This window comes from Marinobacter sp. MBR-105 (assembly GCF_053628895.1).
On the sequence record NZ_JBRJHG010000006.1, the window covers coordinates 180,237 to 201,171 of the forward strand.

Sequence of the window (20,935 nt, forward strand, 5' to 3'; positions counted from 1 at the left end):
TGTGGCCGATACAGCACTTAACACACTGACACATTAATTCTGTGTCATGCGTTCAAAAAAACAACCTACACTCGCGCTGCTGGTGATTGTAGCCGTGGTGGCTTTCGTAGTGAGCCAGACCTTTTCCGTCATCACGGAACGAAACAACTCGGAACGACTGGGAGAGGTGCGCAACCAGCTCTATCCGTCCCTGGAACTCTCCACCATCAACCGGGGTCTGCTGCAACTCATCGAAAACTAGATCAACAGCGCCGTCACCACGGGCGACGATCAGCAGATTGCGGCTACCCGAGAGCAACTCGCCGAGATCATCGAGAATCTTGACCGCATTGCCCAGCTTAACCCGAGCCAGCAGAGCGACGTAAAAGCGCTGAAATCCGAACTGAACGGCTACTACAGCACCGCCACTCGCATCGCCACCGCGATTATCGAGGGCACCGCCGATTTCAGTCGCATAGGCCAGGAAGCATCCGCCAACGCCGAGCGCCTGGCGGGCCTGCGCTCGGATCTCGACCAGATGCGTAATGCCATGGAGAGCCGCCTGACCCAGGCCATTGACGACACCACGGCGGCCAGCAGCGAAGCCGTCTCCGTGACGATCGTGGTGGTCGCCCTGGTTGTCCTGATTGCACTGAGCTTGATTATCGGTCGATCGGTCTCCGGCAGCCTGCAGCAAATCATCAGTTCCCTGCGGAACATGGCTTCTGGCGAAGGCGATCTGACCTACCGCATCGAGTACACCGGCAAGGATGAACTTTGGGATCTGTATCTGAACCGCAGCAAAGCCCTGCCGAATGGCCAGAGCGCGAAGCCGTTTGAACTCCCGGAGGGCAACGCCACCCGTGCCGAGTTCCACGACAAGGTGACCGGCCGTAACGATGCCCAACTGAAGGCCTTCTGGTCCCAGCAGGTGTTCACCGGTCGTGGTCAGCCTCCGGCGGAAGCCGGCAGTGCTTCGGGCATGAAGGCCCAGGTCGCCTCCACACCAGGCGCCATCGGCTACATCGATTCCGCGGATGTGGACGACAGTGTCAAGGTTATCCTGACGCCCTGATCACAGCCGTGCAGAACGCAAAAAGGCGAGCCGAAGCTCGCCTTTTTTGCTGTTTGAAGACCGGCTGCCTAGAAACCTCTCGGCACGGTCTGGGCTTCCACGAATTCAAACAGCCCTTCCAGACCACCTTCCCGGCCAATACCCGAGGCTTTCATACCGCCAAACGGCGCCTCCGGTGTCGGCCCGGTGCCGGTGTTCCAGCCCACGTGACCAAACCGCAGGCCGGCAGCCACCCGCTGGGCACGTTCGGCATCGGCGGTGAACACGTAGGAGGCCAGGCCAAACTCCGTGTCGTTACCGGCATCAATGACTTCTTCCTCGGTCCGGAACAGCGCCATGGGCACCAGCGGACCGAAGGTCTCCTCCTGGTAACAGCACATCTCCCGGTCCACGCCCTGCACCACCGTGGGTGGGAAAAACAGGCCATCACCCAGTTCCGCTGGCTGTTTGCCAGCCACCAGGCTGGCGCCCTTGTCGAGGGCGTCCTGCAGGTGCCGCTTCACCTTGTCGAAGCCCTGCTTGTTGATCAAGGGCCCAATGTCGATGCCCTCATTCATGCCGTCGCCGACGGTCATCTTGTTCACACGTTCGGCCAGCTTCTGACCAAAGGCATCCGCCACCTTCTCGTGCACAAAAATCCGGTTGGCGCAGACACAGGTCTGGCCGCCACCGCGGAATTTGTTGGCAATCAGGTTATCGGCGGCGGCCTCCAGGTCGGCATCGTCAAAGACGATGAACGGGGCATTACCACCCAGCTCCAGTGCCAGCTTCTTAACTTGCTCGGCGGTGTCCACGATCAGTTTGCGGCCCACTTCTGTGGAGCCGGTGAAGCTGAGCATGGGCACGTCTTTGTGCTCACACAGTACCTTGCCGATCACGCTGGCCTTACCCATCACCAGGTTGACCATGCCATCCGGCAGGTCGAGTTTATCCATCACGCTGAAAAAGGCGATCATGGTCAGCGGGGTTTCGCTGGCCGGCTTGATGACCGAGGGACAACCCGCCGCCAGGGCCGCCGACAACTTCTTGGCGATCATGCCGATGGGAAAGTTCCAGGGCACAATCAGCCCGGTTACGCCCACAGGCCGATAATGAACCGTCCAGGTGCAATCCTTGGGCTTTTCCGGAATCGTGTGGGAATCAAGCGCGCTGATGTGCTTGGCGCAGTAATCGAAGAAACCGGCGGCGTAATCCACCTCGCCCTGGGCTTCCTTCCAGGGCTTGCCATGCTCCATACACAGGATGCGGCCAATCTCTTCGCGGTTTTCTTTCAGGCCGTCACGAATATCCTCCAGCCACTTGCGGCGGGTTTCAATCGGCCAGGGATTGGTGAGCCGGAGCGCTGATTGTCCAGCCTCCACCGCTGCCACAACATCTTCCTCCGGCATCGACGGCACCTTGGCAATCACCGAGCCGGTGGCCGGGTTGTAAACGTCGAACGTGGCACCGCCGGCAGAGTCTTTCCAGCGCCCGCCAATGTAGCCTGTGAGGTTTTCCAGTAGTGGTGACTCAATCATCTCGGCTCCTCTTGCATGACTGGTTACGCCCCGGACCGGGGCGAAGTTCATAAGCAACGCGTGCCTTTCATAGTGGATCCTGAGTGGCGGCCTGTAAAGTCAAGGGGAGATTTCCTGGCCGTCATTTTTGACCCGGGCGGGTGACTGCCTATACTCGAAGGAGAGTTTTTACAGGCTCTCCCTGACACCCCAAGGAGACGGATTCATGAAAGCATTTTTTCATCCGACGCAGGACCTGCACATCCCGAAGACGTATTTCACCCGAGGCCAGATGCGCCAGCCTCAGGAGGTGCCTGATCGCACCGGCCAGATGCTTGAAGGCCTGAAAGCCATGGGCATCCCGGTACTGCAGCCGGCCGACCAGGGCGCCGGCCCGATCTCCAAGGTGCACGACCTGGGTTACCTGCGATTCCTCGAATCCGCCCACCGGCGCTGGATGGAAATGGAAGACTGGGGCGACGAGGTAATGTCGAACATTTTCGTACGTTCCCCCAACGCCATGCGGGGCATCCTGGCGGAAGCCGCCTGTTACCTGGCAGACGGCAGCTGCCCCATTGGTGAGAATACCTGGAAAGCGGCCTACTGGTCGGCTCAGACCGCTCTGGGTGCCGCCGACGCGCTGATCGCCGGAGAACGCAACGCCTACGCTGTGTGCAGGCCACCAGGCCATCACGCCCGCAAGGATGCCGCCGGTGGATTCTGCTACCTGAACAACGCCGCCATCGCGGCCGAGCACCTGAAGAGCCGGTTCCCGCGAACGGTCATCCTGGACACCGACATGCATCATGGCCAGGGCATTCAGGAGATCTTCTACGACCGCAGCGACGTGCTGTACATCTCCATCCACGGCGACCCCACCAACTTTTATCCGGTGGTCAGCGGCTTCGAGGACGAACGGGGGGAAGGCGAAGGCTATGGCTACAACATCAACCTGCCCATGCCCCACGGCTCCAGCGAGGATCATTTCTTCGCCAAACTGGAAGAGGCGATGGCGGCCATCCGCCTGTACCAGCCGGATGTGCTGATTCTGACCCTGGGCTTCGATATCTACAAGAACGACCCACAAGCGAAAGTATCGGTGACTTCCGAGGGCTTCTGTCGGCTGAGCACGCACCTTCGTCAGCTGGGCTTACCCACTCTGGTGGTGCAGGAAGGCGGGTATGATCTGGACGCCCTCAGCGAGAACGTCCAGCAGTTTTTCAAGGGCCTAGAAGGCTGATCAGACCGCCGGGGCATACACCTTGATATTGCCATGCCCCTCTGCCTTCAGGTGGCCGGCGTGCATGCGGCTCATGGTGCCCCGGTCACAGTACAGCAGGTACTGGCGGTTGCCCGGCAGTTCCGCCACCTGCTGATTCAGCTCGTAGAAAGGAATCTTGAGCACGTCGTTGTTGGTCAGGGTCAGTGGCGAGCGTTCTTCTTCAGACGGGTGGCGAACGTCGATAATCACGTCATCTACCGACGGCGTCTGGATCAACTCCACCTCTTCCGGCGTCTGGGTGCTGTCCAGGAGCTGGCTGACCATGGTGTCGGTACGGTTAGCGATGGCATCGGCCAGGGCGGCCGGGTCCATGTTCGCCTCTTCTTCCTCCACGCGATGCAGCCTGGCACGGGTGACCGGCTTGCTGGAAATCACGCCGCAATACTCCGGCATGTTGCGGGCAAACGGCTCGGTACCGATGTCCTTGGCAATTCGAATGATTTCCTGCTTGTCCATCGCGATCAGCGGGCGCAGCACCACCTCGTCACTGGCACGGTCCACCACATTCAGGTTGGTCAGGGTCTGGCTGGAGACCTGGGCCACCGCATCGCCCATGACCAGCCCAGAGGCGTTGTAATCCCGGGCGATCTCGGCAGCGGCCTTGAGCATCATCCGTTTGAGCACCACGCCCCAGTGGCGATGGTTGACCGAGCGCATGATCTCGGCGACCACACCCTCAAACGGCACAGAAATAAACTTGACGTTGTGGGACGAACCATAACGCTCCCACAGGTAGTGAGCCACCTGGCGCACGCCCACTTCATGGGCCGCACCGCCCAGGTTAAAGAACAGATAATGACTGCGAATGCCACGGCGCATCATCAGGTAGGCAGCCACCGACGAGTCGTAGCCGCCGGAAATCAGCGTCATCACCGTTTCTACCGTCCCCAGCGGATAACCGCCAAGACCCTCGTGGCGACGATGGGCAATGTGGTAGCTGTCGTCCTTTACCTCAATACGAACTTCCAAATCCGGTGATTTCAGATCTACGCCTTTGGCGCCGGAGCCCTGCAACAACGCCGCACCCACCGAACGCTCCAGGTCAATGGAACGGAAATCATGATCGCCATGGCGGCGGGCGCGAACGGCAAACGTCTTGCCTTTCAGGCGTTCGGCATAGGCCTGCACCGCCTTTTCGCCCACATCGTCAAGATCGACAAACGGAAACACCCCGATCTCCTGGATGGTCGAGATGCCGGGAATGCGCACCAGCTCATCAATCACCGGGCCGGCAAGGCTGCGGCCATCGGGCACATCCACATCCACCCGGTCCCAGCTGCCATCCACACGGATCTCCGGATCCAGCCGGGCCAGTAATTTACGGATATTCTGCCGCAACTGGCGCATCTGCTGCTGGCGAACGGGTTTACTCTTGATAGCCACTTCCGGGGCGGGACGAATCAGCAATTTCATAAAAAAGACTTTGATCGGAATAACGTCGGGTGGCGTAAAAGCCAGAAAGGCCTTAGTGTACCCTTTCGCCAGACTGGCTCAAAATCCGTCATTGCCGAAACCATCAGGAGCTTCACCAACGATGACTGAAACCACCATGAATGCCCTGGTCTCCCCCGAGGGCAGCCTCGAGATCCTTTCCAACTACGAGGTAAACCGGCTCAAGGACAAGAGCGAGGGTGGTCTGTATCGCCTGTTCCGTCAGTGTGCACTGGCCGTGCTCAATACCGGCGTCGAAACCGACGACTGTAAGGAATTGATGGAAGCCCACGCCGATTTCGATGTACGGCTGGTGCCCCAGCCCCGGGGACTGAAACTGGAGCTGATCAATGCGCCCGGCCACGCCTTTGTGGACGGCGAAATGCTACGCGCCATCCGGGAGCACCTGTTTTCTGTGCTGCGCGATATCGTTTACAGCCACTCCCTGCCCAACAGCGTGGCCGGCTTCCGCAAAGACAACCCCGAAGACCTAACGAATCTGGTGTTCCACATTCTGCGCAACGCCAGGGTACTGGAGGCGGGGCGTCAGCCAGACCTGGTGGTGTGCTGGGGCGGCCATTCCATCAGCCACGACGAATACCAGTACAGCAAGGATGTCGGGCACCAGTTGGGGCTGCGCGGCCTGAGTATCTGCACCGGTTGCGGCCCGGGCGCCATGAAAGGCCCGATGAAAGGCGCCACCATCGGCCACGCCAAGCAACGGGTGAAGAATGGCCGTTACATCGGCATTACTGAGCCGGGCATTATCGGTGCCGAGGCGCCAAACCCGATTGTAAACGAGCTGGTGATCATGCCGGATATCGAGAAGCGTCTCGAGGCCTTTGTTCGCTGTGGCCATGGTGTGATTGTATTCCCGGGCGGCGTAGGCACCGCAGAGGAGATTCTGTACCTGCTCGGCATTCTGCTGCACCCGGACAACGTTGACCTGCCTTTCCCGGTGGTGTTTACCGGCCGCCAGGAAAATGCCGAATACTTCGAAATGATCGACAAGTTTATCCGCAACGCCCTGGGCGATGAGGCTGCCAGCAAATACGAGATCATCATCGATGATCCGATACGGGTCGCCCAGACCATGAAGCAGGGCATGAAAGACGTGGAGACCTTCCGCCGCGCTATGCAGGATGCCTACTACTTCAACTGGATGCTGAAGATAGATCCGGTATTCCAGCTACCGTTCGAGCCGAACCATGACAACATGCGGGCTCTGGAACTGCATCGCGATCAACCGGTTCACCTGATTGCGGCGAATCTGCGCAAAGCGTTCAGCGGGATTGTGGCGGGTAACGTGAAGGAAAGCGGAATCCGGCAGGTGCAGGAGAAAGGGCCGTTTGAAATCGCTGGTGACCCGACGCTGATCAAGCCTCTGGAGGCCATGCTGGAGCAGTTTGTGGCGCAGAACCGGATGAAGCTACCCGGGTCCTCAGCCTACCGTCCGAGCTATCGCATTGTCAGTGGTGCGGCCTGAGCCGCAACACTGACAAACACAACGTCTTACTTGCCGCCGTCGGCCGGCAGGCTGGCGTAGTAAGCTGCCAGGTTGGCAATGTCAGCATCGCTCAGGGCTGTGGCCTGACCCTGCATCACCGGAGCCTGTCCACCCTGACGCTGGCCTGCCTTGTACGCCTTCAGAGCTGCAACCAGGTACTGCTCTTTCTGGCCAGCCAGGTTCGGATAGATGGGCACCTGAGAGATACCGTTCTGGCCATGGCACGCGGCACAAACGGCGGCCTTGGCCTTACCAGCTTCGATGTCACCGGCGGCCATGGAAGCGACCGGTACCATCGCGCCAGCTGCGAACAGGCCCGCTACTGCAAGATGCTTCAGATTCATTGTGTTAACCCTCTCATCGTTTTAACGTTCACATTCCGGCATAAAACCGGTCAGTAACTCAGGTTTCACTTATAGCACACCCGCCCGTGAGCTCAAATGTGATAGATCAAGGACTTTCGTGCGACCATAGTCCTCTTTTACGCCTGAGCGTAGTGAACGACAGTACGAACAAACCACAAATACCCAATCAGAGATACCACCGGAGAACCAAGCCATGCCAGTTGAGGTACAGGAGCTCCCCTGCCGGGAAGGACACATCGGCCTGCTCACCCTGAACGAGCCGGGCACACTCAATGCCCTGACCGAGGAAATGGTCAACCAGGCGCAGCAGGCGCTGGCGCAATGGGCCGAGGATTCCCGTATCTGCCTGGTGGTTCTGCAGGGGGCGGGAGACCGGGCGTTTTGTGCCGGAGGCAACATCCGGGCCCTGTACCCGGCACTGACAGGCGATGGCGACAAAGCCGCGCCCGCGCGTTTCTTTGCGGCGGAATACCGTCTCGACTTTACCCTGCACCGGTTCCCCAAGCCGGTGGTGGGCATGGCCGGCGGCATAGTCATGGGCGGGGGCCTGGGCCTGCTGGCGGCCTGCCGTTACCGGTTAATCTACCCGAATGTCACCATGGCAATGCCCGAGATCAGCATCGGTCTATTCCCCGATGTGGGCGCAAGCTGGTTCCTGAACCGCCTCCCGGGACGGCTCGGATTGTTTATGGGTCTGACTGGCGCTCGACTGAATGTCGCCGACGCCTTGCGAGTGGGCCTGGCTGATATGGTGATCGAAGCAGACCAGAGCAGCGCCTTGCTTGAACGGCTACAGGAGGAACGCTGGAGCGGTGAAACCGCCGCCGACGACAACCGCCTGTTCCGCCTGCTGAACCAGCTGGAAGCGCTGGATTACCGCACGCTGGCTCCGGGGCACCTGGAACAGCACGAACAGACCATCGCACGCCTGAGTGCAGGCGATGAGCTACCGGCCATCGTTGAAAAACTGGGGAATTCGGAGAGTACCGACCCCTGGTGGCAGGCGTGCATCCATACCCTGAAGACCGGCTGCCCGGTCACCGCCTGGCTGATCTGGCACCAGATACAGAAAGGCCAGCAGATGTCGTTGAAAGATGTGTTCCGTATGGAGCTGGCCATGGCCGAAGAGTGCACCCGGAGACCCGATCTGGCCGAGGGCATTCGCGCCCTGCTGGTAGACAAGGACCGCTCCCCAGAGTGGTCTTACGCCTCGGTTGCCGAAGTGCCGCAAGAGGTGGTTGAACGGCATTTTCAGCCGGTGTGGGATGACACGACCGACCCAATGATGCTGGACAGCCTCTGAATCAGCGGGCGGCGCCCGCCTGCACCAGCAGCATTTCAAGATCCTGATTGTTGCTGGCGCGGGCAAGATCCAGAGCGGTGGTGCCATCAGCACGGCGATAGTGCACATCGGCACCGGCCGCCAGAAGCATTTCGGCGGTCAGAAGGTCACCACTGGCCACCACTTTCATCAACAGGGATTCGCCACCCTGGCTGACGTTCACATTGGCGCCCGCCGCCAGCAGGGCTCTTACCACCGCAAGGTGGCCGTTTTCAGCGGCCTGGATAACCGCAGTGTAGCCGTCGGCATTGCGGGCATTCACGTCTGCGCCAGCAGCCAGTAACAACCGGACAATACGGCGATTGCCGTTGGTGGCCGCTACCATGAGTGGGGATTGCTCTGCTCCGGCCCGGGCATCCGGGCTTACCCCGCTGGACAGCAGCTCCAGTACCGCCCGATCCTCATTGGCGCGCACCGCGGCCATCAGTTCCTCCGGATTGGCACCGGCCTCTTCGGTTTCAGGTGCTGACCCGGTAGTGCTACATCCGGCCAGCAGCGCCAGTGCCAGGAAAAATACCAGGTGGAAATAGCTACTCGCGTCCCTGCCCATGTCGGAAATCTCTTGTTTGCGTTTTGCAGCTATTCTGATCAGGCAGTCACCGGAATTAAATCGAACCGGTCACAACTCCGCCTCGTTTTGCAGAAGTTCACGAGCCAGCAATCGCAGTTGCGTTTCTGCGTCTCGCTGGCCCCGGCAAAGCCCGGCCTCCTGCAACTGTGCCCAGGACCAGCCCTGTAATACGGCACGACACCAGAGCATTGCCTCCGGATGGCTTTGAATTCGTTGAGGCATACCCTTGCAGACAGAAAGCCCCTGCAAGACCGGCAAAGTGAATTCAAATCCGCGAAAGCCATACGCAAAGTGGGTCAGATCCCGCCGATCATCGTCGTCTAGCCATACCGGTGAGGGCAAAGCTTCGGAGACGGCCAACAACAGCTCATGGTCCAGCTGAGGCCAATGGCGGGGCACCAGAGCTAGCCAGTGTCTGGCGAAACGGGTGCTGAGCTGTTGCTGAAGTTGCAGCCCCGGCTCAGAGGTGCCCTTCAACATTTGCAGCGGAAACTCTCCGGTGGACGCCTCCTGGCTCAGACCCATACGCACGATGCGCAGGCCACATCGGTGCCAGAACGCCAACAAACCCGGTTCGCCGCCAAAGCTGGTACCCAATGCATCCATTCCATCCTGAACACAGGCCTCATGGGCAGCCGCCACCAACCGTTGGCCGACCCCAAGCCTGCGTGCCGATTCCGCCACCGCTACGCGGACCACTCGAAGGGTTTTCAGGGTAGCAGCGGCGGGGGCGCCGCCATGATTGGCCAGTGACTGGGCCAGCATATGGCCCCTGAGCCGCCGTTTTCCAGCGACCACCTCTTCAGCCAGATCAGGAGCCAGGCCACCTTCAGTGGATGCCCAGAGCAAGCCAATGGTCCGCCCCTCTACGCTGGCCCGCCAGGTCATCGCGGCGGGGTCATCCAGCCATTGCCGAAGATCGGCGGGCGTGGTCCGGTAATGGGCATTGACCAGCAGACCAAAGGCCTCCGCCAGGGTCTGTTCGCTGGTCGCGGCAGGTTGCCAGCGTTCAATGCGCACGTCGCCGGCGACGAACGGTTGCGGCTCCGGCGCGTCTGCCGATAACAGATACAGCTGGAAAACCAGTCGCTCCAGCGGGTCACCCTGCGCCCAGCGAATGGGCTCGCGAACGCTGACGGCGCGCCAGTTCGGAGTTTCCTGTTCCAGAATCTGTCGAAAGCGCAAGGCAAAGCCCCGGCCGGTACCTTCATAGCCATGCACCGTACTGGCAAACACCACTCTCGGCCAGCCCAGCAACACGGCTTTCAACCACTGGGCCGGTAAACCCGCCGCTTCATCAACCAAGACCACTTCCGCCTCCGGCCGCTGCGACAGCAACTCCTGTGGCGGCAGAAAGCAAAGTTCATGACCGGACCGGGTGGTCAGATGGGTCGGCGTATCCAGTGCCAGAGCATCACCCAGTGCCTGCCGGGCGTGAGCGAACAGGGTAGCCACGTTATCAGCCGAAGGTGCCGTTACCAGCACCCGTTTCCGGCCTGATTCGAGCAAGCGGGCAGCAGCCATACCAAGGGCCGACGATTTGCCTCGGCCGCGATCGGCAGTAATCACCAGCGGCCGTCGGCGGCGGCCCTGGCCAGTGCGCACAATGTCGGCAACCAGAGCCTGCTGCTCGGCCGTCTGCCCGGGTTGAAAGCCCGCCCTGCCCGGTTCCGGCCGGCTAAGATCAGGCACGCTGGCATCTTCCGCCACAAGCCTAATGACATCGGGATCTTCGGCCAGTATCGCCGCCAACCGGGCAGCAAAGGGATGAGCTATCGTCCGATCCAGCCCGGTTCGGCCATAGTCCGGATCGTCAAAGTCCGACCACTGCGCCAGCGGGGGCATCAACCAGAACAGCAATCCACCGGCCCGTAATGTGCCGGAAAGTGCCGCAAACGCGTCCGGAGACGTTCCCTCCCAGCCATCCCAGACCAGAACTGGCAACTCCTGTCCCAGTACGCGCCGGTAATCTTTGGCACGGATATGGCCAAGCCCAGCCATGATCGCATCCTGTTCACGACCGACCCATAGCCCCTGCGCGGCCGACAATTCCGGCAAGAGCCCGGCTACCCGGGCGATCGCAGCCTGCCGATCACCCTCAACCAATACCAGCCGGCGATGGCCGCGAGCTGCCAGGATTTGCTGGAACGCGCGCCAGCCTGAGGCGATTGTCTCGGTTTTATCATTCACGTCAATTCAGACCTGCTGGCCATAAGAAGGTATTTGCGCCTGAGCTATGCCGGGATTATGCGGCAGCGCTATCCGCACTACCAGTTGGCCAGTACAATAGCGACTATGCCGAGCGAAACCCAAGCCCCCGACCACCTGTCCTTACCGGATTACCTGACCGACGAGCAGCGCGCCATCATCACCTCCGGCTACGAGCACGCGGTGATAACCGCCGTCGCGGGCAGTGGCAAAACCTCCACGCTGGCCTGGCGCATCCGCTACCTGCTGGCCCAGGGCCACGATCCGGACCGGATGCTGGTGCTGATGTTCAACCGCAGCGCCAAGGTGGACTTTGAGCGCAAGTTACAGTCCGTCTGCAGTCAGAGCGGGCTGGCTCTGCCGGAAATCCGCACCTACCACGCCATGGGCCTTCGGCTGTATCGTCGGTTCGTCCGCGAAGGCTATCTGCCGGGCTTTTCGGAAAAGATCCTGACCGAACAGGAGATCGGCTTCCAGGCCTGGCTGCTGACCCGGCGGCTGGCACCGGAGGAACTGGCCGATGAAATCCGCCGCAACAAGAAGGATTTTGTCGAAACCGCCACCGGCTTTATCGACCGCGTCAAAACCGGGCTGGCACCCGCGGAGGTGGTATTCGAGGAGCTGGGCTACTCCGACAAACACCGCTACCTGATCGACCTGTTCCATTCCTTCGAGCAGTGGCGTAAAAGCGAAAGCCGTATCAGCTACGCCGACATGCTGTATGAGCCGGTGATGGCCATCCATCAGAACCCGCCATTGCAGCGCCTGGTGGGTAACAAAATGGATCTGATCCTGGTGGACGAGTACCAGGACACCAACGAGATCCAGCACCTGCTTCTGCGTTATGTGGCCGGTGACCGCGCCCGGGTAACCGTGGTCGGCGACCCGGACCAGACTATCTACGAATTCCGTGGTGCCCGGCCCGAGTTCATTCTGCGCAAGTTCAGTGATGAGTTTGAAAGCCCGCTTGAGCAGACCCTCAGCTACACCTTCCGTTACGGCCACCGGGTGGCACTGCTGGCCAACCATCTGATCTGCCACAACACCGGCCGCCGGGATGTGATGTGCCATTCCCACCCGGGCACCCCCGACACCGAAATCCATCTGCATCAGGCCGAAAACGATGGCAACCAGGTGCTTTCTATCCTGCAGGGACTCGCGCCGGAACAACAGAGCCAGAGCGCCATCCTGTTCCGGGTCTGGAGCCAGAGCGTGCCGATTGAACTGAAACTGCTGGCACGCCAGATTCCCTACCGGATCGACACCGGTAAGGGCGCGCTGTTCAGCCGCGAGGTTCAGGCGGTGCAGGCCCTGCTGCTAGTGGTTACCCGTCGGCTCGACAAGCTGGCAGAAAATGACCGACTGGACATTGCCCGCCAGATTCTGAGGTTCCCCCACGTAGGCCTGAAAGAACCGGAACTGGAAAACCTGGCCCGGTTCCTGGCGGCGTTCGACACCGGCTGGCACGAACGGCTGCTCAGTCTGGATTTCGACGCCCTGGCGCCCATGGCGGCCAGAAAGCTGAAAAGACTCGGTGAAGTCCTGCAGCAACTCGACCGCTATCAGGGGCTGGTAGCTGGCCTGATCACCGTCTATGCCGAGCACATGGATCTCTATGAGGGTATTCGCAGTCTCGCACTGACCCATGACAGTGCCGAGGAGCGGATTGATACCATTCAGGGGTTTCGCGACTACCTGAAAAGCCTGGAAGTCAATGCCGACGGGGCCCTGGACCATCTCAGTCTGCTGAAGCAACAGGCCAGCGAACATCGGGACGAGGGTGTCCTGCTGTCCACCATCCACCGAACCAAGGGACTGGAATGGCCCGTGGTAATCATTCCCGGCCTGCAGGAGAAATATCTGCCCTACAGCCCTCGTCCCCAGGACGATGCCCGGGCCCTGCTGGAAAGCGAGCGCAGGCTGCTCTACGTGGGCATGACCCGCACCCGCCACCATCTGCACCTGATCACCCGGCCCACCCCGGCCAGCCCGCACCTGGCGGGCGAACAAGGTCCCAGTCGATTCGTTTCCGAACTGTGCTTTGGATTAGCTCAGGAACTTGGCTCCGCGCTGGATACCGGTCCTGCACCGAAAGACCAGCCCCTGAAGCTGGACAACCCGTTAACCCCCGTGAGTCTGCGATACGCTGAACGCGAGGGTGTTCAGCTGGAAAGCGAAGGAACGGTCAGCCAAAACACGGCGGAACCAGTGTGGCATCAACAGCGTCTGACCCATGCGATCTTTGGCACGGGCGAGGTTATCTCAGAAGATGAAAGCTCGTTCGAGGTCCGGTTTGGCAATGGCGACACCCTGAATTTCAGTAAAAAAAGCGCGCACCTGTATTTCACGCCAGCGGGTGATTGATCTGTCGCCTGTGAAGGCTGCGTACAAATGCGAAGACGTCGAGAGATGCCAAATTTTGTGTTTTATGGCTTACTGGCCTAGATTTTCAGTAACGTGGTGTTTTACCGGAGTTTATCCGTCTTCAACGGAGACAGCTTCAGGACATAATAATCAGACAGGAGGTTCTGCATGAAACTCATGCGCCCGGTCGCTCTGGCCGCCCTTGCAACATCCCTTACGACGCCAGCCCTGGCGGAACGCCAGGAAACCATCTACATCAACCCGTTTGCCGGCTTCCAGCTCTTCGACGATAAACGGGACCTGAGTGAAACCGGCACCTTCGGTGTAGGTGTTGAGTACCGTTTCCGCCCTCACTGGTCAGTTGAAGCCGTGTACTCACGGGCCGATGCCGACCGCAAATATGTGTCTGGCGAATCCGATTTCGACGAAGTCCGGGTAGACGGCACCTATTACTTCGCCGGCCCGGAAGCTGCCTGGAATCCCTACGTGTCTCTGGGGGCGGGCCATGCCGATTTCGGGCTGGGAGACTCCATTTCCTACCGCTCGGCAGGTACTGACCACGATGAAACCCGTGTCAATGTGGGTACCGGCTTCCGCTACAACGTCAGTGATGGCATTTCTATTCGTGGCGATCTGCGGGAATTCCATGGCATTGATGAAAGCACCTTCGACACCATGGTCTCGCTCGGCTTGAGCTGGGCCTTTACCCGCACGGTTTCTGCCCCGGCCCCGAAAGCCCCGGCCGATGCCGACAACGACGGCGTGCCCGATAATCGCGACCAGTGCCCGGGCACACCGGCCGGGGCCAGCGTCGACAGCCGCGGCTGCGAGCTGGACAGCGACAATGACGGCGTGGCGGACAGCCGCGACCAGTGTCCCAACACCCCAGCCGGGGCCGAGGTTAACAGTCGCGGCTGTGAGCTCGACAGCGACAACGATGGTGTGGTGAACAGCCAGGATCAATGCCCGGACACCACCGCGGGCGCCACGGTGGATGAAACCGGCTGTGAGGGCATTACTGAAACGGTGGAAACCATTGAACTGCGGGTTCAGTTCCCCACCAACAGCTCTGTTATCGACAACGCCTATGACAACGAAATTCGTCGCGTCGCCGATTTCATGGAGGAATACCCGGAAACCACCGTTGAGATCGCTGGCCATACCGACAGCGCCGGTGAAGCGGGCTATAACCAGTTTCTGTCCCAGCGCCGGGCAGAAGCGGTTGCCGGTCGACTGACCGGGCCTCTGGGTGTCGATCCGGACCGTGTCAGCGCGGTGGGCTATGGTGAAGCCGAGCCTGTTGCCACCAATGATACGCCGGCTGGCCGTGCCCAGAACCGTCGTGTTGAGGCACGCATCCAGGTTCGCCGTTAAGGCAATCCGGGCAACCTCGGTAAGGCGCCTTCGGGCGCCTTTCTTTTTGATTCCGCAGTCAGAAAGCGCTCAGGCTTTCAACCGCCCTCACGTTCCGCATCCAGTAGCAGGTTTCTTGGCGTCAGCTGACGATCACAGAAGGTGCCCAGTCGAACCCGGTAACCCTGTTCTTCCAGAAACACGGCGTAGTCCAGGACCAGCCAGAGCTCCAGGGGCCGCCGGAAAAGATGGCGCAGCAGTTCATGCCGGCGCACCTGACGATATCGTGCCTCACCGCGTGCCAGCCACTCTGCCCAGTCAACATCGGCGGGCAGAGTCAGTTGTTTCTTTGCCGCCGCCCAGCGACAGAAGTCCTCGAAACGGCCATTATTGAGCCCGGCCGGGTGCGACGGCACCGGCAGGTAGTGCCCGTTACCGGTCAGCTCCCGTTGCAGCGGATCGAACCCCAGGCGCCAGGTACTGATGCGTGTGGTTTGCTCGCGCACCCGCTCCGGTGCCGTGACCGTCTCCTGAACCGCCAGCCTCAGATCGTTGCGGTCTACCGACAAACACTCGCCATACTCCCGGGTTTGCCGGGCCTGAAGCTGATACCGCTCATCCCCGGTCAGGTGGTAGCAGCAAGGTGAGAGACTGAGCCGGGGCAAACGCGCCTGGGCACCGGATTGCATCAGCCGGCGGTGCAGATCACCACAGGCGTGCAGCGCCACCCCATGGTGGCACTCAGGCAGTTTAAGCCCATCGACCATCACATCCTGATGAGACAAGCGAACCGGGTCGCCATAGTGCTCGGCCAGGCGGTTGCCATCGGTCACCAGTTCCGGATTCCATTCAAATCCGGTTACTTCCATCGCCCCCCGCCGGGCCAGGGTCCGGCCCAGGTGACCCTTGCCACAACACCAGTCCAGTACCGGATAGCCCAAGGGTGAAATTGCAGCGGCGAATGCGCCGGCCTGCTGTCGTTTTCGGCCAGGCATATCAACGGCGGCCACCTCCGCCAGTTCCGCCTGCCGGCCCTCGGCCTCGGTCGCCAGACGGGGTAAATCAAGCAGATCCCGGTACCGGGCCAGCGCCGGGACATGCCCGGCTAACAACGAGGACAGTTCCGGGAGCCGCTCCTCCCAGTCCTGACAGTCCTCCTCAGGAAGCGCCTCCAGCCAGCGCGCCAGGTCCGGATGCGCGTCGCGCCAGGCGGGGGCAGGTTCCATGAACGGGATGGGGCGCCAGAGTGGCTCCAGTTCCCGCAGCCAGTCATTCAAAGACTGCCAGCGCTGGTAAAAACAACCCGAGGCTTGGTGTAAACTCGCCGCCGGAGGTAATGTCATGAAACTGGCCTTTGTACTGGTTGAACCGAAAGTCCCGGAAAATGTCGGCGCCGCTGCGCGGGCCCTGTGCGATCTGCTTACCGGCTTTCCGATGGCGGTCAGCTATCCGTCCCTGAATCTGTCCCAGGCGGTCATGCTGTATGCCTGGGAGCTGTCCGGACTGGCGCGCCAGAGTAACAGCACGCCCGAGGTCGCCTCGGATGCCAGCCTCGGCGCCTTGCGACAACGCCTGGAAACACTGTTACCGGCGCTGGAGGCACCGGCCGACAGCAAGCTGTCGCAGTGGGTATTCCAGCGCCTGCCCATGCTTTCCGAACGGGACGTCGGCTTTGCTCACACCCTGTGCGGCAACCTCGAGCGCAAACTCTGAGCCTATTCCTGGAACCTTCCGGGCCGGAAGGCATCCAGTGGCACCGCCGGCTCCTCACCGTCGATGACCTGGGCAATCACCGAGGCGCTGCCCGCCGACAGGGTCCAGCCGAAGGTGCCATGGCCGGTATTCAAGAACAGGTTCCGGCGGGGTCCGCGACCAATAATGGCGGGGCCATCCGGAGTCATGGGGCGGAAACCGGTCCAGGTTTCGGCAGCCTCAAGATCCGCGCAGCCGGGAAAGCGTGAACGCACGGATTTCTTGATGGTGGCGATGCGCGCCTCGGGAATGTCGCGATTGAAGTCCGCCAATTCGACAAAGCCCGTGGCCCGGAGCCGGTTACCCAACCGGGTAGACACCACCTTCAGGTTATCGTCGTGGATCGTGCTGGCCGGGGCCTTGTCCGGATCACTCAGGGGCACCGTCAAGCTGTAACCCTTGACCGGGTAGATCGGGAGGTCCAGCCCGAGGGGCCGAACCAGCTGCGGTGACCAGCATCCGGCGCAAATCACTACCGCGTCGGCTTCCAGGGTGGCTAACTCGCCGCCGCGGGCTCGATACTCGATCCCGTTCACCTTCTCGTCATCAAACAACAGCCGCTCAACCTCGACACCATAATGGAAGGTTACCCCTTGCTGTTCACACACCTGCGCCAGTGCCCGGGAGAACAGGTGACAGTCGCCAGTGCCGTCTGTGTCATAGCTGATGGCTCCATAGAGGGGCCCGTCTCCGGTCATACCCGGCTCTGTGGCTCGCACCTGCTCGGGCGTGAGCAGCTGCGAGGCGATGCCCAGCTCATTCAGCAGGTCGTGGATCTCACGATAACCGTCCATGGCCTCAGGGCTGCTGGCCAGGTGCAGAAGGCCCTTGTGGTCGCCATCAAAGTTCAGGTCATGCTCCTGTTCCAGAGCCAGAAATCGCTCCCGACTGTGGACACCCAGGCGCAGCATGGCCCGTTTGTTGAGGCCAAACAGACCCGGGCTCCAGGCGTAGCGCAGGGTGGCAAACATAAACTTGATGGCATCCACCGAAGGCGGCACTCGCAGCTTGAGTGGGCCGTCGGTTTTAAACAGCCAGGGCAGTGCCTTGAAGACCATGGAGGGATCAGCCCAAGGGTAAACCACGCCGTAAGACCGCTGGGCGGCGTTGCCTTTGCTGGTCTCGTTACCGGCAAGGTCGTGTCGCTCCAGCAGGGTTACCTGATGCCCCCGGCGAATCAGTTCCCTGGCGGTAGTAACACCGACCACACCACCCCCTACCACTGCGATGTGCATATTGCCTCCATTAGCTGACGCCATTCGCTGCCAGCAGCTGACGATAGTCTTCCAGTACATCCGGATGTTCCGCCGGGTAGTCCGGCGCAAGCTGTTTCAGCACCCCGGCCAGCAAGGCCGCCACAATCGCCCGGGCCTGGGGTTTGCGGTCGCCGGGCACAATGAACCAGGGCGCTTCCTCGGTGTGGGTCTGGGCCAGGGCTTCCTCGGCGAAGGCCTGATAACGGGCGCGCTGCTTCCAGCCCTCGATGTCCGAGCGGTCAAACTTCCAGCGCTTCCTGGGCTTATCCAGGCGTTTGAGCAATCGCTGTTTATGCTCATCCTCGGAGAGATTGAGCCAGATTTTTACGACACAGGTGCCTTCGCTGACCAGGTGACGCTCAAAATGTCGTATTGCCTCGAACCGGGCCGGCCAGTGATAGGTGCTGGCATCTCGCACGGGCCATACTCGCTCGCCGATGACGGCCTCGTGATGACTGCGGTTGAAGGCCACCATCTGGCCATAGGCGGGGAGATAGGGTGTCACCCGCCAGAGAAAATCATGAGCAGCTTCCGATGCATTGGGTCGCCCGAATGACCAGGCGTGAAAGCCGGCCGGATCAGCGTAGGTGGCCAGCGTCCGGATCAGGCTGTCCTTGCCGCTGGTGTCCGGGCCATGGATGACGACCAGCAATGCCTGCTTACGATTGGCCCACAACCGCCGCTGGTACTCTCCGATCTCCTCCAGACTCGCTTCAAGCGCAGGCAACTTGTCGTCGCCCTCATACAGCGAGGGATAACCTTCGAGAGCCGGTTGGTCAGGATTCAAGAACCAGGAACGGGCAAACGCCGTATATTTCATCAAGGAAACTCCCTATCGCCCCGTTGCAGGTCAATAATCGTACAAAGTGATACACTTACGTGATCAGATTCTCAGAATAGCATCCATACACCGCCCCTGATGGAGTCTAGTACCCTGGCATGAGCAAGAAACGTCGTGAGATTCCCGTATTTGATCATCCGATCATCGAGACCCACTGCCATCTGGACTACCTGAAAGACCGGCCGTTGTCCGATACTCTGGAGCAAAGCCAGCGGGTCAACATCGAAAAGGTGATCACCATTGCGGTGTCGCCAGATAACCTGGCCGCCGTGCGCGAACTGGCGGGTTCCGCTGACTGGGTGTTTGGCACCCAGGGCATTCATCCCCATGAAGCGGAAACCTATACGGATGAGGTGGAAGCGGAAATCCGCCAGCATGCCACCGACGACAAGATCGTGGCCGTGGGCGAGATCGGGCTGGATTATTTCTACGACAATGCCGATCGCTCCGTGCAACGAGAGGTGTTTCGCCGGCAGCTACAGATTGCCTGCGACAGCGACCGTCCGGTGGTGATTCACAGCCGCGACGCCGACGACGATACCATAGCCATTCTGAAAGAGTTCGAGCATTCTCTTGAGCGCCGGGGGGTTATTCACAGCTTCACCTCCGGGCCCGGGCTGGCACAATACGCCATCGACCAGGGCTGGTGCCTGGGCTTCAACGGCATCACCACTTTCAACAAGGCCGAGAACGTGCGTGATATCGTACGCATGACGCCCATCGAGCAGATCCTGCTGGAAACCGATGCCCCGTTCCTGACACCCGTGCCCTATCGCGGCCGTGAAAACGCACCGTTTTACCTGCCGTTCGTGGCCGAGAAAATTGCCGACGTTAAGGAGTTGCCGATGGATCAGGTATTAAGTCAGACCTATCAAAACAGCCTGAGAACGTTTTTCCCCCATCAATGATCAAGCGCATTCCTGTCTCCGCCCTGAAGGTCGGCATGTACATCACCGACCTGAACAACGACTGGATCCCCCATAACACCCAGCGCAAGCAAGGGGTGATCAAGCGGGAAGAGACCATTGAAAAAATCCGCAAGATGGGCGTGCAATATATCTACATTGATGTCACCCGTGGCGCCGACTGCCAGGATTCCGAGCCGGCGGCGCATGTGGATCAGCGCAATGAAACGGCCCTGCAGAACGCCGGAGCCCTGAAGCCGGGATACACCCCGAAGGCCCCTCTGGCAGAAGAAATAGTTATTGCTCAACAGGTGCACAGCCAGGCCCAAAGCCTGGTGGGCAGTTTCATGAACAACGTCAAGATTGGTGGTGCAATTGATGTGGCCCCGATCCACCAGCTTGCAGACGAGCTGCAAAATTCGGTACTACGCAATGCCAATGCCCTGAGCTGCCTGGGACGGATCCGCGAGAAAGACAATTACCTGTTAGAACACTCGGTCAACCTGAGCGTATTGATGTCACTGTTCGGACATTACCGGAAACTCTCCCAGGATGTTCTGCACCAGACCATCGTAGGCGCTTTGTTGCACGACATCGGAAAAATTCTTACGCCCGATGAGGTTCTGCACAAACCTGGCCGACTGACGGCGGAAGAGTTCGAGGTCATGAAGCTGCACGCCCGCCATTCCCGTGACATTCTTGCCAGCACCGAAGGCATCGGGGAGATCACCGTGATAACCGCCGCCCAACATCATGAGAAACTGGACGGCAGCGGCTATCCAGAAGGTCTCAAAGGCGACGAAATCACCGAGTACGGACGCATGGTTGCCATCACGGATGTTTACGATGCTATCACTGCTGACCGGGTTTACCACAAAGGCCTGACGCCGACTCAAGGGCTGAAGAAACTGCTGGAGTGGTCCGGGGATCATCTGGATCCGACGCTGGTGAAACAGTTTATCCGTTGCGTTGGGCTGTACCCGATAGGTTCATTGGTCTTACTTGAAAGCGGCAAGCTGGGCGTGGTCATCGAAACGAATGAATCTGACCAGAGATTGCCAGTGGTGCGCGTTATGTACAATACGAAGTTCCGAATGCCTGTAACCGTGCATACCATCGATCTGTCTCGCCCCGGCAACCAGGACCGGATCGTTCGGGCGGTCGATCCAGACGACTACAAGCTCGATATCCGAAAGTTTCTGGTCTGA

18 protein-coding genes are annotated in these 20,935 nt (G+C 60.2%); 9 read left to right on the plus strand and 9 right to left on the minus strand.

Annotation, left to right across the window (positions count from 1 at the left end):
- Window positions 1-52: 52 nt before the first annotated feature.
- Window positions 53-676, minus strand: coding sequence for a hypothetical protein (locus tag ACSSVV_RS09355; RefSeq protein ID WP_454106157.1), 624 nt, complete (start codon window positions 674-676; stop codon window positions 53-55).
- On the opposite strand from ACSSVV_RS09355, the gene ACSSVV_RS09360 reads away from it, so the two are divergent.
- Window positions 605-1,054 carry a HAMP domain-containing protein gene (locus ACSSVV_RS09360; RefSeq protein ID WP_454106155.1) on the plus strand — a complete coding sequence of 150 codons (450 nt, stop codon included), beginning with the start codon at window positions 605-607 and terminating at the stop codon, window positions 1,052-1,054. The two genes, ACSSVV_RS09355 and ACSSVV_RS09360, sit on opposite strands and share 72 nt — an antisense overlap.
- A gap of 68 nt (window positions 1,055-1,122) precedes the next feature.
- Here ACSSVV_RS09360 and ACSSVV_RS09365 read toward each other — a convergent pair whose 3' ends face one another.
- Window positions 1,123-2,571, minus strand: coding sequence for an NAD-dependent succinate-semialdehyde dehydrogenase (locus ACSSVV_RS09365; protein WP_454106134.1), 1,449 nt, complete (start codon window positions 2,569-2,571; stop codon window positions 1,123-1,125).
- A gap of 205 nt (window positions 2,572-2,776) precedes the next feature.
- On the opposite strand from ACSSVV_RS09365, the gene ACSSVV_RS09370 reads away from it, so the two are divergent.
- Window positions 2,777-3,790 (plus strand): histone deacetylase family protein, encoded by a 1,014-nt coding sequence (locus ACSSVV_RS09370; RefSeq protein ID WP_183577550.1) that lies wholly within the window; start codon window positions 2,777-2,779, stop codon window positions 3,788-3,790.
- On the opposite strand, the gene thiI is transcribed toward ACSSVV_RS09370, so the two are convergent.
- Window positions 3,791-5,245, minus strand: coding sequence for a tRNA uracil 4-sulfurtransferase ThiI (thiI, locus tag ACSSVV_RS09375; protein WP_023012098.1), 1,455 nt, complete (start codon window positions 5,243-5,245; stop codon window positions 3,791-3,793).
- Between the two features lie 121 nt (window positions 5,246-5,366).
- On the opposite strand from thiI, the gene ppnN reads away from it, so the two are divergent.
- A complete protein-coding gene (ppnN, locus tag ACSSVV_RS09380; RefSeq protein ID WP_011787057.1) occupies window positions 5,367-6,749 on the plus strand; it encodes a nucleotide 5'-monophosphate nucleosidase PpnN in 1,383 nt (460 codons plus the stop codon).
- A gap of 26 nt (window positions 6,750-6,775) precedes the next feature.
- Here ppnN and ACSSVV_RS09385 read toward each other — a convergent pair whose 3' ends face one another.
- Complete coding sequence (locus tag ACSSVV_RS09385) at window positions 6,776-7,114, minus strand: c-type cytochrome (RefSeq protein WP_011787058.1); 339 nt, start codon at window positions 7,112-7,114, stop codon at window positions 6,776-6,778.
- Window positions 7,115-7,328: 214 nt separating this feature from the next.
- On the opposite strand from ACSSVV_RS09385, the gene ACSSVV_RS09390 reads away from it, so the two are divergent.
- The gene (locus tag ACSSVV_RS09390) at window positions 7,329-8,438 is read left to right on the plus strand and encodes an enoyl-CoA hydratase/isomerase family protein (RefSeq protein ID WP_011787059.1); all 1,110 of its coding nucleotides are present in this window, start codon (window positions 7,329-7,331) and stop codon (window positions 8,436-8,438) included.
- A 1-nt stretch (window position 8,439) separates the two neighbouring features.
- Here ACSSVV_RS09390 and ACSSVV_RS09395 read toward each other — a convergent pair whose 3' ends face one another.
- Both ACSSVV_RS09395 and ACSSVV_RS09400 read right to left on the minus strand, forming a co-directional pair.
- On the minus strand, window positions 8,440-9,027 hold the full coding sequence (locus ACSSVV_RS09395) for an ankyrin repeat domain-containing protein (RefSeq protein ID WP_454106135.1): 588 nt from the start codon (window positions 9,025-9,027) through the stop codon (window positions 8,440-8,442).
- A gap of 69 nt (window positions 9,028-9,096) precedes the next feature.
- Window positions 9,097-11,238, minus strand: coding sequence for a tRNA(Met) cytidine acetyltransferase TmcA (locus tag ACSSVV_RS09400; protein ID WP_454106136.1), 2,142 nt, complete (start codon window positions 11,236-11,238; stop codon window positions 9,097-9,099).
- Window positions 11,239-11,295: 57 nt separating this feature from the next.
- On the opposite strand from ACSSVV_RS09400, the gene ACSSVV_RS09405 reads away from it, so the two are divergent.
- Together ACSSVV_RS09405 and ACSSVV_RS09410 are read left to right on the plus strand one after the other, a co-directional pair.
- Entirely contained in the window at window positions 11,296-13,620 is a 2,325-nt protein-coding gene (locus ACSSVV_RS09405; protein WP_454106156.1) for an ATP-dependent helicase, read from the plus strand.
- Between the two features lie 168 nt (window positions 13,621-13,788).
- A complete protein-coding gene (locus ACSSVV_RS09410) occupies window positions 13,789-14,994 on the plus strand; it encodes an OmpA family protein (RefSeq protein ID WP_022993232.1) in 1,206 nt (401 codons plus the stop codon).
- Window positions 14,995-15,071: 77 nt separating this feature from the next.
- Here ACSSVV_RS09410 and ACSSVV_RS09415 read toward each other — a convergent pair whose 3' ends face one another.
- Window positions 15,072-16,316, minus strand: a complete 1,245-nt coding sequence (locus tag ACSSVV_RS09415) for a methyltransferase (RefSeq protein ID WP_454106137.1) — start codon at window positions 16,314-16,316, stop codon at window positions 15,072-15,074.
- Here ACSSVV_RS09415 and ACSSVV_RS09420 point away from each other — a divergent pair.
- The gene (locus ACSSVV_RS09420; RefSeq protein ID WP_022993234.1) at window positions 16,315-16,686 is read left to right on the plus strand and encodes an RNA methyltransferase; all 372 of its coding nucleotides are present in this window, start codon (window positions 16,315-16,317) and stop codon (window positions 16,684-16,686) included. The two genes, ACSSVV_RS09415 and ACSSVV_RS09420, sit on opposite strands and share 2 nt — an antisense overlap.
- Before the next feature lie 2 nt (window positions 16,687-16,688).
- On the opposite strand, the gene ACSSVV_RS09425 is transcribed toward ACSSVV_RS09420, so the two are convergent.
- Both ACSSVV_RS09425 and ACSSVV_RS09430 read right to left on the minus strand, forming a co-directional pair.
- Window positions 16,689-17,960 carry a D-amino acid dehydrogenase gene (locus ACSSVV_RS09425; protein WP_454106138.1) on the minus strand — a complete coding sequence of 424 codons (1,272 nt, stop codon included), beginning with the start codon at window positions 17,958-17,960 and terminating at the stop codon, window positions 16,689-16,691.
- 10 nt (window positions 17,961-17,970) lie between these two features.
- Window positions 17,971-18,801: a polyphosphate kinase 2 family protein gene (locus ACSSVV_RS09430; protein ID WP_454106139.1), complete on the minus strand. Its 831-nt coding sequence runs from the start codon at window positions 18,799-18,801 to the stop codon at window positions 17,971-17,973.
- Between the two features lie 119 nt (window positions 18,802-18,920).
- Between ACSSVV_RS09430 and ACSSVV_RS09435 the strand changes: the two genes are divergently transcribed.
- Together ACSSVV_RS09435 and ACSSVV_RS09440 are read left to right on the plus strand one after the other, a co-directional pair.
- A complete protein-coding gene (locus tag ACSSVV_RS09435; protein ID WP_222179636.1) occupies window positions 18,921-19,730 on the plus strand; it encodes a TatD family hydrolase in 810 nt (269 codons plus the stop codon).
- The gene (locus tag ACSSVV_RS09440) at window positions 19,727-20,935 is read left to right on the plus strand and encodes an HD-GYP domain-containing protein (protein WP_303293280.1); all 1,209 of its coding nucleotides are present in this window, start codon (window positions 19,727-19,729) and stop codon (window positions 20,933-20,935) included. The genes ACSSVV_RS09435 and ACSSVV_RS09440 overlap by 4 nt, the downstream gene beginning before the upstream one ends.

Bases quoted from the DNA above. Each gene is read 5' to 3' on its own strand.
- ACSSVV_RS09420 (WP_022993234.1), top strand. From the start codon at position 16,315: ATGAAACTGGCCTTTGTACTGGTTGAACCGAAAGTCCCGGAAAATGTC.
- ACSSVV_RS09440 (WP_303293280.1), top strand. From the start codon at position 19,727: ATGATCAAGCGCATTCCTGTCTCCGCCCTGAAGGTCGGCATGTACATC.
- ACSSVV_RS09410 (WP_022993232.1), top strand. From the start codon at position 13,789: ATGAAACTCATGCGCCCGGTCGCTCTGGCCGCCCTTGCAACATCCCTT.
- ACSSVV_RS09425 (WP_454106138.1), bottom strand. From the start codon at position 17,960: ATGCACATCGCAGTGGTAGGGGGTGGTGTGGTCGGTGTTACTACCGCC.
- ACSSVV_RS09435 (WP_222179636.1), top strand. From the start codon at position 18,921: ATGAGCAAGAAACGTCGTGAGATTCCCGTATTTGATCATCCGATCATC.
- ACSSVV_RS09395 (WP_454106135.1), bottom strand. From the start codon at position 9,027: ATGGGCAGGGACGCGAGTAGCTATTTCCACCTGGTATTTTTCCTGGCA.
- ppnN (WP_011787057.1), top strand. From the start codon at position 5,367: ATGACTGAAACCACCATGAATGCCCTGGTCTCCCCCGAGGGCAGCCTC.
- ACSSVV_RS09390 (WP_011787059.1), top strand. From the start codon at position 7,329: ATGCCAGTTGAGGTACAGGAGCTCCCCTGCCGGGAAGGACACATCGGC.
- ACSSVV_RS09365 (WP_454106134.1), bottom strand. From the start codon at position 2,571: ATGATTGAGTCACCACTACTGGAAAACCTCACAGGCTACATTGGCGGG.
- ACSSVV_RS09415 (WP_454106137.1), bottom strand. From the start codon at position 16,316: ATGACATTACCTCCGGCGGCGAGTTTACACCAAGCCTCGGGTTGTTTT.
- ACSSVV_RS09405 (WP_454106156.1), top strand. From the start codon at position 11,296: ATGCGGCAGCGCTATCCGCACTACCAGTTGGCCAGTACAATAGCGACT.
- ACSSVV_RS09370 (WP_183577550.1), top strand. From the start codon at position 2,777: ATGAAAGCATTTTTTCATCCGACGCAGGACCTGCACATCCCGAAGACG.
- ACSSVV_RS09430 (WP_454106139.1), bottom strand. From the start codon at position 18,801: ATGAAATATACGGCGTTTGCCCGTTCCTGGTTCTTGAATCCTGACCAA.
- ACSSVV_RS09385 (WP_011787058.1), bottom strand. From the start codon at position 7,114: ATGAATCTGAAGCATCTTGCAGTAGCGGGCCTGTTCGCAGCTGGCGCG.
- thiI (WP_023012098.1), bottom strand. From the start codon at position 5,245: ATGAAATTGCTGATTCGTCCCGCCCCGGAAGTGGCTATCAAGAGTAAA.